Genomic DNA, 16,353 nt, shown 5'->3' on the forward strand with positions numbered 1-16,353 from the left:
AATGCGCCCAAAGCGAGGCATGGGCAAAACTTGCATACCGAAAAAAAGCTATGTGAACGCCCACTCAGGGCGGACCAACTGCCGGGCTCCGTGGGGCGTCTGGGCCGGAAGCCGCCGCGACAGCCCCGGCGACGTGCTCGCAGCACACCGGGTCGAACAGGTCCGGCACGATCCGCTCCCGGCTCAGCTCCTGGCCCGTTGCCGACTCGATACCCGCCACCGCCGCCCGCAGCATGGCCTCGGTGATCCGGGACGCCCCCGCGGCGAGTGCCCCCTTCAGGATTCCGGGGACGGCCAGCAGGCTGCTGACGCAATTGGGGGAATCCGAACGGCCAGAGCCGTATAGGGCTTTGACCCACGCCGCCTCCTCAGCGCTGACCTCGGGTTCCGGATTCGCCAGCGCGAGAACGATCGGCTCAGGACCCATCAGACGCAACAGGCCTCGGCCGATCCTGGCCGAGGACACCCCAACCAGCGCGTCCGCGTCCGTCATCGCGTCGGCCAGGCCGCCGGCGAGGCCGCGCGGATTTGTCACGCGGGCCACCTCCAGCTTCGCGCCCGAAATGCCGGGGCGGTCGCTGCGCACGATTCCCCGGGTGTCGACGAGGACCAGGTCGGTGACGCCGAACGCGCGCAGCAGCCGGGCCGTGGCGATCCCGGCGGCTCCCGCTCCGACGATGACGACGCGCAGCGCGGTGAATTCGCGCCCCAGCACCCGCGACGCGTTGCGCAGCGCGGCCGTGACAGCTACCGACGTGCCGTGCTGATCGTTGTGGAGCACGGGGCAGTCGAGTTCTTCCGCGAGGCGCTCCTCCAGTTCGAAGCACCTCGGCGAGCTGACGTCCTCGAGGCTGACCGCGCCGAACGAGGTCCGCAGGTTGACGAGTGTCTGGACCATGGCGTCGACGCCGCGTGCGGTCAAGGCCAGCGGAACGGCATTGAGATTCCCGACCGTCGCCAGGAAGGAGCACTTGGCCTCAAGAATCGGTAGCACCGCCAAGCCGCCCAGGTCGCCGAGGCCGTGCACGGAGGAGCCGTCGCTGACGACGACGGTCAGGCCGCTGGCCCACGTGTACGCGGACGCGTACGACGGATTCTCCGCGATGGCTCGGCTGACGAGGGCGGAACCGGCAGCCGAGACGGCGAGACGGCAGGGCGCGTCGCGCGGTGAAAAGGCGGGGCGGACCGACAGCAACCCCCGCTCGTACGCTCGGAAAATACTCGCCGCCTCGGCCTCTGAAGGGGAGTCTGTCAAAGGTTCCCTCATTTACGTCTTGGTGGACGACGGCATCCACGGTCGTCCGCGCATTCGCGCGTGGAAAGCGGCGCGGATCTGAGGAGTGTCAGCAGGGCGTTGCTCAATGTCAAGAGTCGGCGGGCGATTCTGGCCACGGGGCCGTGAATCGCGTGGTGGATCTTCTCGCCGCCTCGTCTTTCCGCTATAGTTTCCGCGTTTGGTATCTGGCCTGATGGCCGAGGTTATGTCAGACTTGCGCACGTTTCGATAACGAGAGTTGAGGGTGGATGCGGGAAGAAGTGCGTGTCCTCGACCGGGCGCAGGTGCGGCGCTGCGCGGCGCGGCTGGACCCAGTGGCGGTGACAGAGGATATTCTGCGCCGTCATGCCAGGGGCCAGGTGATGCTGCCTGCCGAAGGATATATGGCGTGGAATAACTCGGAGGGCGCCTACAGTAGATCCATAGCCATGCTCGGGGCGCTCACGGGCCCCGATCCCGTCTATGGGATAAAGCTCATCAATGCGGCGGTGAGTAATCCGTCAAAGGGAATCGAACGGGCTGGCGGAATGTCTATCCTGTTTGATCCGGAGACGGCGCGTCCCTGTTTTCTCGCCGAGGCCGGCTATTTGAGCGCGCTGCGCACGTCCGCCTATACGGTGGCGAGTCTGCGCCACTTGGGCCCGGAGACCTTCGACGCGGTGTCGGTCATCGGCTGCGGGGCGCTGGCTCGGGCGCATCTCGAGCTTATCGCCCGGTATTTCCCCGGAGTCAGTCGGGCACACGTCTTCGATGTCGATCCGAGCCGCGCCGAGTTGTTCCGCGAGTGGGCCACCACGCACGTGCCTTCGGTGGCCGTCGACACGGAGCTGTCGGCGCGCTCCTGCGCGGCGGCCAGCCAGGTCGTCATCACGCTGACAGTGTCGAACGAGCCGTACGCGGACCACGACTGGTTCCGCCCCGGCACCTTCATCGCGCACGTCTCGCTCGACGACCTGCGGGAGGACGTCTTCGCTGAGGCCGAGCGGCTCTACGTGGACGACCCGGAGCTGATCGCGGAGAACCCCCGCCGGATCCTCGGCCGGCTCCTCCAGGAGGGTGCCATCGTCCCGGCGGACGGCGGGATCACCGGATCGCTCGGCGAGGTCCTGACCGGTAAGGTCTCCGCGGCGCGCCCCACCGGCGGCGTGGTGGTCAGCAACCCCTTCGGCATGTCGATCCTCGACGTCGGGATGGTCGACGCTGTCCGGAGAACGGCGGAGGCCGAGGACATCGGCACGCGCATCGACCTGCTCGGTGTGGCGGGAGAGACCCGATGACGGACAGCCCGCGCACGCCGGACGCCACCGGCGCCCCCTCCCCTGAGGCGGGCCTGCTGAGCCTGCGCGACGTGGATGAGAAGACGCTGTCCGAACTGGTGCGGCGGTCAGTGGACTTCCACCGCGATCAGCGCCTGGCGACGCGCCCGCTGGAGGGCCGGGCAGTGGGCATCCTCTTCACAGCGACGTCGACGCGCACCAGGACCGCCTTCACCGTGGCAGCGCTGCGGCTCGGTGGCACCCCCGTCGCCTACGGACCTGCGGATCTCCAGTTGGCCACCGGCGAGAGCCTCGCCGACACCGGCCGCATCCTCGGCCTCATGCTCGACGCCCTGGTGGTGCGGACCGCGGGCCCGCTCGCCGAGATGCGCCAGCTGGCTCGCGCCGCGGGCAGGCCCGTCATCAACGCGATGGCCACGGAAGAGCACCCGACCCAGGCGGTCTGCGATATCGCCACGCTGGTACGGCACTTCGGCTCGCTGTCCGGCCTGTCGTTCCTCTACGTCGGCGAGGGCAACAACACCGCCACCGCGCTGGCCCGTGGCATGGCCCGCGTGCCGGGCCTGCGGGTGACCTTCGCCACCCCGCCCGGCTACGGGCTGCCATCCGCGCTGCTGGCGGAGGCCGCGGCGGAGGCGGGGCGGCGCGGGACGGTGATCGAGGAGGTCCACGACATGGGGCGGCTGCCCGGCCACGTCGACGCCGTGTACACGACGCGGTGGCAGACCACGGGCACGAGCAAGGTCGACCCTGCCTGGCGGGAGCGGTTCAGGCCGTTCTACGTCGACGAGACGCTCATGAGCCGCTTCCCCGGCGCCGTCTTCATGCACGACCTGCCCGCCCACCGGGGAGACGAGGTGTCGGGCGCGGTGCTCGACGGCGAGGGGTCCCTGGCCTGGCGGCAGGCCGCGATGAAACTCGCCAGCGCCATGGCGGTGCTGGAGTACGCCGTGGCCGGCGACTCGTGAGCCTGCCTGACCGAAGGCAATTCCGCTGGCGCTGCTCCGTGTGCTGCGCCGGATACCCGCTCGACGCCGTCCGTTACACCTGCCTGTCCTGCCCGGGGACGGCGGCCCTGGACCTGGTGATCGACTACGAGCGGGCCGGGGCGGGGCAGCCACCCGGCTCGGTGGTGAACACCGCTGAGCCGTCCATGTGGCGCTACCGCGCCCTCCTGCCGGTGGGTGGTGCGATACATCCCGGTCTTGACAGGGTGGGCTGGACGCCTCTAGGGGAGCTGCCGTGGCTGGCCGAACGCCTCGGCATGCGCCGCTTGTTGCTCAAGGACGACGGCCGGAACCTGTCGGGTTCGCTGAAGGACCGCGCCAGCGCGTTGGTCGTCGCGAAGGCCCGGGAGCTGGGCGAGCGGGTCGTCGTCACGGCCTCCACGGGGAACGCCGCGGCAGCGCTCGCCGCCTGCTGCGCCGCGTCAGGGGTGCGCTGCCTCGTGTTCGTGCCCCAGGGGACGCCACCGGCGAAGGTCGCGCAGCTGCGCGCCTGCGACGCGGTCGTGGCGGAGGTGCCGGGAGGCTACGGCAGGGCCGTCGAGTTGAGCTACGAGGTGGCCCGGCGCAAGGGCTGGTACTGCCGCACCACCGCCTTCAACCCGTACACGGCTGAGGGCAAGAAGACCGTCGCCTTGGAGATCGCCGAGCAGTTGGGCTGGCACGCGCCCGATGTGGTGCTCGTGCCCGCCGGGGACGGGAACATCCTGACTGGCGTGCACAAGGGGTTCTCCGACACGCTGGCGATGGGCTGGACAGACCGGATGCCGCGGCTGATCGCCGTGCAGTCCGCGGCGGCGCCCGCGCTCTTCGAGGCGTGGCGCTGCGGTGCCCAGGTGCCCGCGGGCGCCAGGGCCGGGAGCCGCGCGGAGAGCATCAGCGTCGCCGTGCCCCAGGATGGCCGGCGCGCTCTGCGGGCCGTCCGTGCCACGGACGGTTGCGTCGCGGTTGTCTCTGATGAGGAGGCGATGGACGCCGTCAACCTGCTGGCCCGGACGAGTGGGGTGTTCGCCGAGCTGGCGAGCGCGGTGACCACCGCGGCGCTGCCGGGCCTGCTGGCGGACGGGAGGGTCCTGCCCGATGAGTGCGTGGTCGTGGTGAACACCGGCAGCGGCCTCAAGGATCCGCTGGCGGCGCTGGGGCGCAGCCGTCCGGTCGTCCAGGACTCCGGCGAATACGCGGTCCTTGAGGCGGAGCTAACCCGGCTCCTGGCGGATGACGGCTGAGACGCCGGTGCGTCACGCGGTGGCCTGGTCCGCCCACACCGGGCGCGCCATCGCCACCGCGACCCGCCGCCGGCCGGAGAACGGCGCCCTGCCGTGCGCGCTCAGCATGTTGTCCAGCAGCAGCACATCGCCTTGCTGCCACGGGAAGGCCACCATGGCCCGCTGGTAGGCGGTGCGGAGGGTGTCGAGGATGTCGGGCTCGATCGGCGTGCCGTCGCCGTAGAAGCTGTTGGTGGGCAGGTCGTGCGGGGACAGCTCCTCGGTCATGACGGCGCGAAGTGATGGCTCGAGGGTCGAGATGTGGAAGAAGACTGCGTGGTTGAACCACAGGTCCTCCCCGGTCTCGGGGTGCCGCGCCATCGCCTCGGAGACCCGGCGGGTGCGCAGCCGGTTCACGCCCTCCCACTCGGCCGTGAGACAGGCGGCGCGGCAGTACGCCTCAGCCTCGGCCCGGCTGTCGGTCTGGAAGGACTCCTGCCACGACAGGCCGTAGCCACGCCCGTAGTTGCGGACGTACATGATCTTTTTCTCGGCGAACCTGCGCCGGATCGCCTCGGGGACGCTCTTGGTGACCTCGCGGATGGAGGCGATGGGAGTCTCCCCGCCGCCGCCCGGGGGAGTGAGGCAGCAGAAGCCGAGGCGCAGCGGCCACCGGGTCGCGTAGGACATCTCGTTGTGGAGGAAGATCGGCTGGTCGGGCGGGTGGTCGGTCGAGGTGTAGACGTTCCCGGCGATCCGGTGGCGTGGTGAGGAGCGTTCGTGCTCCGCGACGAGGTCGCCGTAGAGGCTGCTGAGGACCTGCTCGAACGCGGCGGCCTCGCGTACCTCGAAGCCCCGGAACAGCAGGGCGCCGGACGTCCGCAGGTGCTGCTCGACGGTTGCCCGGTTCGCGACGGCCCATGCGTCCAGCCGTACGCCCGCCATGGAGGGGGCCGCGACGGGGGGATGGCCGGAGGGTCCGTCCGGCGTGGCGATGGTGACCAGCCGGTCCCCGTGGACCCGGCTCCTGACGCGCCGTGCGCTCCGCGGCGACGGAATTCCGGTCTCACTCATCGTTGTCCCCCTATCCCGCTCTCGCTTGCCCGCGGTGCCGAAAATTCGGTGTCGATAAGTCTGCTCGGGGTGCGTCATGAGATGCGGTGGGATCAAACACGATCCATATGGCTTCCCATTCGGGCACGCCGCTAACCCCTCGTCTCGGGATGTGGTGATTCTACAGCGAGGAAGTATGGGGTGAGAAGAGGTCGGCGCTGGCGTAATGTCTGGTGGGAAAAAGTGGAGAAATTGCGGTATATCTCCGTTTGTGTTGAATCGATTCAAGCTGGCCTTGATCATGGGTGGAGTCGAGGTCAAACTTCGTTTACCTGTGTTATTGATTCCTGCTACAAGGGTATTGACACAGGGGCAATGTCTTGTTGGAGAATGTGCCCGAAGCGCCTGATTCGGCTGCTTCGGAGAGAGCACTGTCGGGCACGGTCAGCCACTGGGCAAGTGAGCCACCAGTCAATACTCGCGCTTCCCGCGCGCTCATCACGCTATGCGGCGAATCATCACGTCTGCGTCCGACGTCTCCAGTCTATTTCGGGGAGAAGGTGCGGCGACGGCGGATGGCCGCGTTATGCCTTCTATTCGGGATGGATGAGAGGAGAATTGCAGGTGACCACCGACGAGATCGTGGGGGGCCTCCGAGCGGAAATCGAAGGATTCCGCACCTCCCCGCTTCAGGACCGAATCTGGCGCACCGCCAGGCACGCCAGGTCGGTCATGGTTCTCGCGGTGTCGGGCGCGATCTCGACGGGGCGTATCGAGGCTGCCCTGCGGGCCGCGGTCGGCCGGCATGAGGTGCTCCGCACCTCGTTCCGTTCCGTCCCCGAGCTCTCCTTTCCCCTCCAGGTCATCCACGGCCACGCGTCGGCCGGGACGCGCCTGTCGGACCTGTCGGAGAAGGATCCGGCGGCCCGGGAGACGGCGGTGGCGGCGATCGTACGGGCCCACCGTGAGGAGACGTGGGACCCGGCCGGCGCGCCCGCGCTGCGTGCCGACCTCGTGATGCTGTCTCCCACCGACCGGCGGTTGGTGCTGAGCCTGCCGGCTCTGTGCGCCGACGCCGGGACGCTGCTCGCGCTCTGCCGCGAGGTGGCAGAGGGCTGCGGCGCGCCCGGCCCCGCACCCGATGACCCCCCGCAGTACGCCGACGTGGCCGAGTGGATCCACGACGTGCTGGAATCCTCGGCGGCCGAGGCCGGCCGCGACTACTGGGCCACGGCGTCCGGCCGCGCGGCACCGGCCCTGGTGGAGCCGGGCGAGACCGGCGGGGGCACGGCCCCGGCCGGCACGCGACTTCGCGTCAGCGCGTCCGACGCGGAGCTCGTGGACCGCGCGGCCGCCGGCTTAGGAGAGAGCACGGAGGCGTTTCTGCTGGCCTGCTGGCAACTCCTGCTGTGGCGAGCCGCCGGGCAGGACGTCCCGACTGTCGGCGTGCTGCGCGACGGCAGGACACATGCCGAACTCGCCCACGCGCTCGGACCGCTGACCCGCTGCGTTCCCCTCGTTGGGCTGCCGGATCTCGCCGAGCCTCTCGCCGCCCTCGTACGCAGGACCGGTGAGAACCTCAGAAGTCACCGGGAGTGGCAGGAGCACTACGACCCCGCGGCGTTCCTGCGGTCGGCCGGGATGGCGGAGGACGCGCGCTTCCACGAGGTCTTCGGCTACACCGACGCGTCTGCCACCTGGACCGCCGGCGGCACCGCGTTCTCCGTCGAGCTGCTGGAGGCGGAGGGCGAGCCCTATGCCTGCCGGCTCACCTGCCTGCGGCTGCCCGATGGCCTGACGGTCGAACTGCGCCGCGCCCCCGGCGCGGGCGGCGACCACGTGCTGGACGGCGCCATCCTGGAGCGCCTGCGTACGCTGGCGCTCAGCGCCGCGCGCCGCCCCGACGCCCCCGTCGGCTCCCTGGACTGGCTGGGCGCCGACGAACTCCGCGCGATCGACGGCTTCTCGGACGGCGCGGCGCTCGAAGAGCCGTCCGGCGGCACGCGGGGCCTGTTCCACGAGCGCTTCTTGGCCTCGGCGCGACACCACGCCGAGCGGACCGCACTCGTCTTCGGCGACGAACGGCTGACGTACCGCGAACTCAATGAGCGCGCGGACCGGTTCGCCCACCGACTGGCGGCGGCGGGGATCGGCCCCCGCCAGATCGTCGCGGTCTGGGCGGCGCCCACGCCCGGCGTCGTCGCCGCCGTCCTGGGCATCCTCAAGGCGGGCTGCGCGTATCTGCCCCTCGTCCCCGGCGAGTCACCGGGACGTGCCTCCGGCATCCTCGCGGGCTCCGGCGCGGTGGCCCTCGTGCTGGACCGCGAACCACCGCCAGGCGTCCCCCTTCCGCCCGCCGGTGTTCTCAGGACCGACGAGGCGGCGCCCCCAGGCCCGCCCCCCGGCGCGCCGGACGTCACTGTGGACGGGCATGACCTGGCTTACGTCATCTACACGTCCGGGTCCACCGGCACGCCCAAGGGCGTCATGGTGGAGCACCGTTCCCTCGACTGGTTCCACCGGTCCATGCGGCAGGCCGTGCCTCTCCGCAGGACCAGCCGACCGCTGTCCGGGCTGCTCAACGCCCCGTTGGCTTTCGACGCTTCGGTGGCGGCTCTCCTGCTGCTCCTGGAGGGGCACTGCCTGCATCTCGTCCCCGAGGAAACGCGGCGGGACCAGCGGCGGCTCGCAGACTACGTCGCCACCCAGCGCATCGAGGTGCTCCACTGCACCCCGACCCAGCTGACGGCGCTGACGGACGCGGGGCTGCTGGACGGTCAGAAGCACGCGCCCGCCGTGCTCCTCGTCGCGGGCGAGGCCCTACCCGAGGAGCTGTGGGAGCGGCTGCGCGAGGCCCCGGAAACCCGCGCCTACAATTTCTACGGCCCCACCGAGTGCACCGTGAACGCTTCCGGCTGCGAGATCGGCGCCACACCCGGCCGGCCCGTCATCGGCACGCCGCTGCCCGGGGCATCGCTGCGTGTCCTCGACCCGTGGCTGCGGCCGGTGGGCATCGGTGTGCCCGGCGAGATCTGCGTCGGCGGCCCGGGCCAGGCCCGGGGCTACCTGGCGCGGCCCGGCACCACGGCCGAACGGTTCGTCCCCGACCGGCTCGTGGCCTGCCCCGGCGCCCGGCTGTACCGGACGGGTGACCTGGGCAGGTTCCTGCCGGACGGCACCGTCGAGTTCCTCGGCCGCACGGACGACCAGGTGAAGGTGCGCGGCTTCCGCGTCGAACCCGGCGAGGTCGAGGCCGCGCTGCGGCAACACCCCCGCGTCCGTGAGGCCGCCGTCACGGCACGGGCCGACGGCCGCTCGGGCCGCTATCTCGTCGCGTACTGCGTGCCGGCCGACGGTGACGGGGCGCCGACCACCGACGAGCTCCGGGACTTCCTCGGCGGGCACCTCCCCGACTTCATGATCCCGGCCGTCTTCACGGAGCTCGCCGCGCTGCCGACCACGCCCAGCGGCAAGGTGGACCGGGCCGCGCTGCCCGACCCGGACGCCGGGCGCCTGCGGCTCTCCGCCCGCTATGCCCCGCCCCGTACCGAACGCGAGGAGATGCTCGCCGCCATCTGGGCCGCCGTGCTGGACGTGGACCGCGTCGGTATCGACGACAACTACTTCTCCCTCGGCGGAGACTCCATCCGCAGCATCCAGCTCCGCTCCCGGGCCGTCGAGCGCGGCCTGGACTTCTCGGTGCAGCAGTTGGTCGAGCACCCCACCATCCGGGCGCTCAGCGAGGTGCTCCACGAGCGGGAACGCCCCGCCGGCCTGCCTGCGCCCCAACCCTTCGCGATGATCGGTCCGGCCGAGCGGGACCGGTTACCCGGCGACGTCGAGGACGCGTACCCGCTGGCCAAGGCCCAGGCCGGGACCGTGTACGAGGCCGAGTCGGGCGAGGGCCTCCCCGTCTTCCACAACGTCAGGTCGGTCCGGCTGCGCGCCGCCCTGGACGAGGACGCGCTGCGCCGCGCGCTCGCCGACGTGGCCGAGCGCCACCCCGTCCTCCGTACCTCCTTCGACCTCGCGCGCTTCAGCGAGCCCATGCAGCTCGTCCACCGCGCGGCGGAGATCCCGCTGCGCGTCACCGACCTGCGGGGCCTGGACACCGAGCAGCGGGACGCGGCGGTCACCGAGTACATCGAGAACGAGAAACGGCACCGCTTCGACTGGAGCTCGCCCCCGTTCCTCCGCACCGCCGCCCACGTCCTCGCCGACGACAGCTGCCAGCTCACCTTCACGCTGCACGAGGCCGTCTTCGACGGCTGGAGCGTGGCGCTCCTCCTCACCGAGATCTTCCAGCGTTACCAGCGGGCGCGCGAGGGCGCCGACGAACCGCCCAAGCCCCTGCGGTCTGCCTACCAGGAGTTCGTGGCCCTGGAGCGTGCTGCCATGGCGGACCGGAACGCGGCCCGCTTCTGGTCCGCGTACCTGGGCGACGCCGCTCCGGCACCGCTGTCGCCCGGCGGCATGGGCACCACCCCCAGCGCGGACCACCGGGTCCTCCGGGTCACCCTTCCCCCGGACGCCGGGTCCGCGCTCCCCGGGCTGGCCCGGTCGCTGGGCGTGCCGCTCAAGAGCCTGCTGCTCGCCGTGCACCTGCGGGTGCTCAGCGCGGTCACCGGGCAGGACGACGTCCTCACCGGCGTGACGGTCAACGGCCGGTGCGAGGCGGAGGACGGCGAGCGTGTCGTGGGCCAGTTCCTCAACACCGTGCCCTTCCGACTCGCCCCGGAACCGGACACGTGGGCCGGCCTGGTCGCGCGTGTGTTCCGTGACGAAGTCGCGCAGCTGCCCCACCGCCGGTACCCGACCGCCCTCATGCAGCGGGAGCGCGGCAGCGGTCGGCTGTTCGACACCGCCTTCAACTTCACCCACTTCCACGTCTACCGGGAGATCGCGCGGGCGGGTGGCCTCGGCATCGAGGGAGGCGCGTTCCACGACCGCACCGGACTCGGCATGCTCGCCGACTTCGCGGTGGACAGTGCCACCGGCGACGTGAACCTCGTCCTGAACTGCAACGGCCTGCCCGAGGAGCGGATCGCGGTCATCGGCCGGTGCTACGCGACCGCGGTCGGGCGTCTCATCGCCGCTCCGCATGGCCGCCATGACTGGGAAGACCTGCTGTCGGCGGAGGACCGGCGTCGACTCCTCACCGAGTGGAACGCCGCCGCGACGCCTGGGGCCGCCGGGACCGTCGACGTCGAAGAGGACGCCGACGCCGTCGGCCTCTTCGAGGCCTTCGGACGCCGCTCCCCCCAGGCCACCGCGGTGGCGTGTGCGGGCACCTCGCTGACGTACGGTGAACTCGCCGCCCGCGCCGACCGTCTGTCCCGGCGCTTGGCGGCGCGAGGCGTCGGCCACGAGCGGCTGGTCGCGCTGTGCGGTCCGCGCGGCATCCCCCTGGTCACCGCGGTCCTCGCCGTCCTCAAGGCCGGCGGGGCCTACCTCCCGCTCGACCCCGATGCGCCCGCGGCGCAGACCGCCGAGCTGTTGCGGCGGCTGCGGCCCTCTGCCGTGCTCCTGCTCGACCCGGTCCCCGATGACATCCGGGACGCGCTCGCCGCCGGGGCCCGTGAGCTGGACGTGCCGCTGATGACCGAGCCCGGCGCCGCCGGCGGCGAGGCGTCCGGCACGCCCGCCGTCCGCCGCCATCCGCCCGGTCTCGCCGTGGTCCTGACGACGTCCGGCTCCACGGGCTCCTCCAAGGCCGTCATGCTCGACCACACCGGAGTCGTCAACCACCTGCGTGCCAAGGCGGAAGCGCTCGGCCTCGGACCGGCCAGCAGGATCGCGTACACGGCGCGCCCCACCTTCGTCATCGCGGTGTGGCAGACGCTCGCCGCCCTCACCACGGGCGGCTGCGTCGAGATCATCCCGGACGAGCGGGCGAACCACCCCGCGGAACTCCTGCGCGCGCTGGACGAGACGGGCACTACCGTCGCGGAGATCGTGCCGAGCGTTCTGTCCGGGGTCCTGGACGCCCTGGAGGCGGGTGCGGCCGTCCCCTCGCGGCTGGCGCACCTGGTGGCCACCGGGGAGGCGCTGCCGGAGCGGCTGGCGCGGCGCTGGCGCCGCCTCGCCCCCGGCGTTCCCCTCACCAATGCCTACGGCAGCACCGAGTCGTCCGACGACGTGACCCACCACTTCGTTGGGGAGCCACTGGACCTCGCCAGCTGCGCCATAGGGCGGCCCGCCAGGAACACCCGCGTCTACGTGCTCGACGACCGGATGCGCCCCGTCCCCCCCGGCACGACCGGTCAGCTGTGCGTCGCCGGCAGGGGCCTGGCGCGCGGCTACCACGGCGATCCGGCCGCCACCGCCACCGCGTTCGTCCCCGACCCGTTCGGAAGCGGAGAGCGGCTGTACCTCACCGGCGACCTCGGCTACCACGGCCCCGACGGCCTGCTGCACTGTCTGGGACGGCGCGACCGGCAGGTCAAGGTCAACGGCGTACGGATCGAGCCCGCCGAGATCGAGGCCGTGCTGGCGCGCCACCCCGGCGTCGCTGAGGCCGTGGTGACGGCGCGCCAGGACGGCTCAGGAGCTGCGCGCCTCACCGCGTACGTCGTCGAACGCCCGGGGACGCACGCCCCGCCCGCCGCGTACGCGGCGCACGTCCGCGCCTCGCTGGCGCGGCCCTACGTTCCGTCGGCCGTCGTGACGCTGGCCGAGATCCCAGTCAACCGCCACGGCAAAGTGGACGAGGCCGCGCTCCCCGAGCCGGCACCCGAACCGCGCCGCGCGGGACCTGGCCGGAACGCGCCTCGCGGCCCGCTCGAAGGGGAGCTGACACGGCTGTTCGCGGAACTCCTCCCCGCCGGCGAGGTGGGGCCGTACGACGACTTCTTCGCGGATCTGGGCGGCGACTCGCTCCTCGCCATCCAGCTCACCCACCGCTTCCGGCTCTCCTACGGCTTCGACCTGCCGCTGCGGCGGTTCTTCGAGGACCCCACGGTCGCCGGCACCGCCCTTCTTGTCGAGGAGTACCAGCGCCGTGACGACCGCGACTGAGCCGCGCCGCCGACGCCGGCCGGTGCTGGTGCCCGGCTATCCCCTCACCGACCTCGGCGAGCCCGACCTGCGGTCGCCCGCTCGCCTCTACCTCTGGCTGGCGGCGCGGCAGGCGCCGGTGCTGCTGGCCGGGATGGTGCTCGGCGTCGCCTCGATGGGCTGCGTCGCGCTGATCCCTGTAGCCACCGGGCGGGCGATCGACGAGGGCTTGGTGGCAGGCGACACAAAAGCCTTCGGGGCCTGGGTCGCGGCCTGCGCCGTCCTCGGGCTCGTGGCCGCCGGGTCCGGCGTGCTGCGGCACCGCATGAGCGTGTGGAACCGGCTGACGGCGGGCTTCCGGGTGCAGCAGCTGACGATCCGCCACGTCACGTGCGTCGGCGACACGCTGCGGCGGCGGCTCGCGTCGGGCGAGGTGATGGCCCTGACGGGCGGCGACAGCGCCGCGATCGGCTTCTCCTTCGACCGCACGGCGCGCGGCGCGGGCGCGCTGGCCTCCCTGCTCGTCGTGGGCGCGATAGTGCTGGCGACTTCCTGGTCCCTGGGGCTCGTTGTCCTGCTCGGCGTTCCGGTCGTGCTGCTGGGGACGACCCTGCTCGTCAGGCCGCTGGAGTCACGGCAGCGGCAGGTCAGGGACCGGCTGGGCGATGTGACGTCCCTCGCGGCCGACACGGTCTCCGGGCTGCGGGTGCTCAAGGGCATCGGAGGCGAACGCGCCGCCCTCGAACGGTTCCGCGTCGCCTCGCGGGAGCTGCGCGCCGCCGGGATCCGCTCGGCGCGGACGCAGGCCCACCTGGACGCGCTCCACGTGCTGCTTCCCGGCCTGCTCATCGTCCTGATCACGTGGCTGGGGGCCGGCTACGCGGCCGACGGCTCGATCACCCCGGGCGAACTCGTCGCCCTGTACGGGTACGCCGCGTTTCTCGTGCTGCCGCTGTCCACCATGGCCGAGGTGGCGGGCATGCTCGTCAGGGGGTTCGTCGCCGCACGGTGCGTACACGCGGTGCTGGCGATCGAACGGGACCTGCCCGGGCGGCCCGGCGCGGCCATGCCGCCCGCGGGGTCGGAGCTGGTGGACCTGCCGGCCGGGCTGACCGTCACCCCGGGAGCACACACCGGCGTCGTCTGTGCCTCGGCGGCCGACGCCCGCGCCGTCGTCGACCGACTGGGCGGCTACCGCGAGGCGGATGTGCGGCTCGGCGGCGTGCCGCTGGCGGAACTGCCGCTCGAGGGCGTGCGGGAGCGGATCCTCGCCGTGGAGGCGGAGCCGTTCCTCTTCTCCGGGACGCTCCACGAGACGCTCGACCCGCCCCGGAGCAGCGGGCGGGTCAGCACGGCTGGTGCCCTGGCAGGGGCCGCCGCGACCGACATCGTCGTGACACTGCCCGACGGGCCCGACACTGAGGTCACGGACCGGGGCAGGTCGTTCTCGGGAGGGCAGCGGCAGCGGCTCGCCCTGGCCAGGGCGTTGATCGTGGACCCCGAGATCCTACTGCTCGACGAGCCCGCCAGCGCCGTGGACGCGCACACCGAGGCGCTCGTCGCGGAGGGGCTGCGCGACGTCAGGGCCGGGCGCACCACGGTCATTGTCACCACGAGCCCGTTCATCCTTGAGCGGTGCGACCGCGTGGCGTTTGTCGTGAACGGCTCGGTCCGCGCGGAGGGCGGCCACGCCGACCTGCTAGCTGCCGAGCCGGACTACCGCCTCGCCGTGCTGCGGGGGGCGGGATGAGCGAGGAACAGGGCCTCCCGGTCGCTTCGGTGGCCCGGGCCCGGGAATACGCCCGTCGCCTGGCAGCCAGGCATCGCCGGTCGCTTCTGGCGATTGTCCTGGTCCAGGCCCTGGCCGCGGCGGCGGGACTGCTCGGCCCGTGGATCCTGGGGGAGGTCGTGGACGCGGTCAGCGACGGCAGCGCGCGCGGCTCCCTCATCGACCGGCTCGCCCTGCTGTTCGTCGCGGGGGTGCTCGTGCAGACGGCGCTCACCTGGTGGGCCAGCCGGCGGTCGGCGGCGCTGGCGGAGGATGTGCTCGCCCGCGTGCGCGAGGACCTGATGGAGGGAATGGTCCGGCTGCCCCTCCAGAGCGTGGAGCGGGCCGGAACGGGTGACCTCGTGGCCCGCACGACGAGCGACGTGAACCGTCTCGGGCACACCGTCCGGTTCGCGGGCCCCCACTTCTTCGTGGCCTCGGTCACGGCGCTGGCGACCGTCGTGGGCATGCTGCTTGTCAGCCCGCCGCTCACGGCCGTGCTGGTGCTGGGGCTCCCTCTCGTGATCGGCGCCACGCGCTGGTACCTGCGCCGCGCGTCACCCGGGTACGCCCGGGTGATGGCGGCCTGGGCACGGGTCAACAACGGTGTGTACGAGACCGTCGAGGGCATCCGCACCGCGGAGGCGCTGGGCCTCGGGCCGTCACGCGTCGCGGGCGCGGAACGGGACGTGCGGGAGATCGCCGCCGCCGAGCGGTACACCCTGCGGCTGCGGACCGTCTGGATCCCGGCCCTCGAGCTCGGCAACCTCGTCGTCATGGTCGCGGTCCTGGTGGCCGGCGGCGTGCTCCACGCGCACGGGCTCGCCTCGCCCGGCGAGGTGGTCGCCGTGATCGCGTACGTCCGGTTCCTCGCGGGCCCCGTGGACGTCCTCACCTCGCTGCTAGAGGCGCTCCAGATCGCGGAGGTGGCGCTGCGGCGCGTCATCGGCGCCCAGGCGCCCACACCCGCCCGGGACCCCGTGCCGACGGCCGAGCCGCGAGGGGACACCCTGTCCGTGCGTGGCCTGCGCTTCGGCTACGGCCGGAGCCGCGACGTGCTGCGCGGCCTCGACCTGGACGTCGCGCCGGGGGAGCGGGTGGCGATTGTCGGACCCAGCGGGGCGGGAAAGAGCACGCTCGGCCAACTGGTCGCCGGGCTCCAGACACCGCGTGCCGGGGCCGTGCGGCTGGGCGGCGCCGACACCGCCGCGCTGCGCGCAGGGGACATGGCGGCGCGCGTCGTCCTCGTCACGCAGGAGAGCCACGTCTTCCAGGCCACGGTGCGGGAGAACGTCGTCCTGGTCACGGGCGCGGGGCGGGCCGGCGACGAGGAGGTGCGGGAGGCGCTACGGACCGTGGGCGCGCTGGAGTGGGCGCTCGCGCTTCCGGAGGGCCTCGGCACGAGGGTCGGATCCGGCGGCCACCCGCTGTCCCTGAAGGAGGCCCAGCAGCTGGCGCTGGCGCGGGTGCTGACCGCGGACCCCCGCGTCGTCGTGCTCGACGAGGCGACCTCGCTGCTGGAGCCGCAGGCGGCCCGGAGCCTTGAACAGTCGGTGGCGGCCGTGCTGAAGGGCCGCACCGTCGTCGCTGTCGCGCACCGGCTGCACACGGCCTACGCGGCCGACCGCGTCGTCATGCTCGAAAACGGCGAGATCAGCGAAACGGGCAGCCACGAGGAACTTATGCGGAACGCCGGCCCCTACGCGAGGCTCTGGAATTCCTGGCAATCCGCCTCCATGCCCTCGTACCCCGAGGTTTCCGACACGTAAGGGAG

8 protein-coding genes are annotated in these 16,353 nt (G+C 72.1%); 6 read left to right on the forward strand and 2 right to left on the reverse strand.

From position 1 onward, the window contains the following. Positions 1-64 precede the first annotated feature (64 nt). A complete protein-coding gene (locus F3T56_RS40950) occupies positions 65-1,255 on the reverse strand; it encodes an NAD(P)-dependent malic enzyme (RefSeq protein WP_172639387.1) in 1,191 nt (396 codons plus the stop codon). Between the two features lie 269 nt (positions 1,256-1,524). Here F3T56_RS40950 and F3T56_RS40955 point away from each other — a divergent pair, with 269 nt between their 5' ends. The 3 genes from F3T56_RS40955 to F3T56_RS40965 are packed head-to-tail and all read left to right on the forward strand — an operon-like array spanning position 1,525 to position 4,783. Beyond that, entirely contained in the window at positions 1,525-2,553 is a 1,029-nt protein-coding gene (locus F3T56_RS40955; RefSeq protein WP_149830545.1) for an ornithine cyclodeaminase family protein, read from the forward strand. After that, entirely contained in the window at positions 2,550-3,521 is a 972-nt protein-coding gene (locus tag F3T56_RS40960; protein ID WP_149830546.1) for an ornithine carbamoyltransferase, read from the forward strand. The genes F3T56_RS40955 and F3T56_RS40960 overlap by 4 nt, the downstream gene beginning before the upstream one ends. After that, positions 3,518-4,783 carry a threonine synthase gene (locus F3T56_RS40965; protein WP_149830547.1) on the forward strand — a complete coding sequence of 422 codons (1,266 nt, stop codon included), beginning with the start codon at positions 3,518-3,520 and terminating at the stop codon, positions 4,781-4,783. The genes F3T56_RS40960 and F3T56_RS40965 overlap by 4 nt, the downstream gene beginning before the upstream one ends. A 12-nt stretch (positions 4,784-4,795) precedes the next feature. On the opposite strand, the gene F3T56_RS40970 is transcribed toward F3T56_RS40965, so the two are convergent. Next, entirely contained in the window at positions 4,796-5,836 is a 1,041-nt protein-coding gene (locus F3T56_RS40970; RefSeq protein WP_149830548.1) for a TauD/TfdA family dioxygenase, read from the reverse strand. A 603-nt stretch (positions 5,837-6,439) separates the two neighbouring features. Here F3T56_RS40970 and F3T56_RS40975 point away from each other — a divergent pair. From F3T56_RS40975 to F3T56_RS40985, 3 genes are read left to right on the forward strand one after another with little or no spacing between them, the layout of a single operon-like run. Next, positions 6,440-12,832, forward strand: coding sequence for a non-ribosomal peptide synthetase (locus tag F3T56_RS40975; protein WP_172639388.1), 6,393 nt, complete (start codon positions 6,440-6,442; stop codon positions 12,830-12,832). Then, on the forward strand, positions 12,816-14,561 hold the full coding sequence (locus tag F3T56_RS40980; RefSeq protein WP_149830550.1) for an ABC transporter ATP-binding protein: 1,746 nt from the start codon (positions 12,816-12,818) through the stop codon (positions 14,559-14,561). The genes F3T56_RS40975 and F3T56_RS40980 overlap by 17 nt, the downstream gene beginning before the upstream one ends. Beyond that, positions 14,558-16,348, forward strand: a complete 1,791-nt coding sequence (locus F3T56_RS40985) for an ABC transporter ATP-binding protein (RefSeq protein WP_149830551.1) — start codon at positions 14,558-14,560, stop codon at positions 16,346-16,348. Before F3T56_RS40980 ends, F3T56_RS40985 begins: the two co-directional genes overlap by 4 nt. Positions 16,349-16,353 lie beyond the last annotated feature (5 nt).

The organism is Streptomyces tailanensis, assembly GCF_008386495.1.
Taxonomy (GTDB): Bacteria; Actinomycetota; Actinomycetes; order Streptomycetales; family Streptomycetaceae; genus Streptomyces; species Streptomyces tailanensis.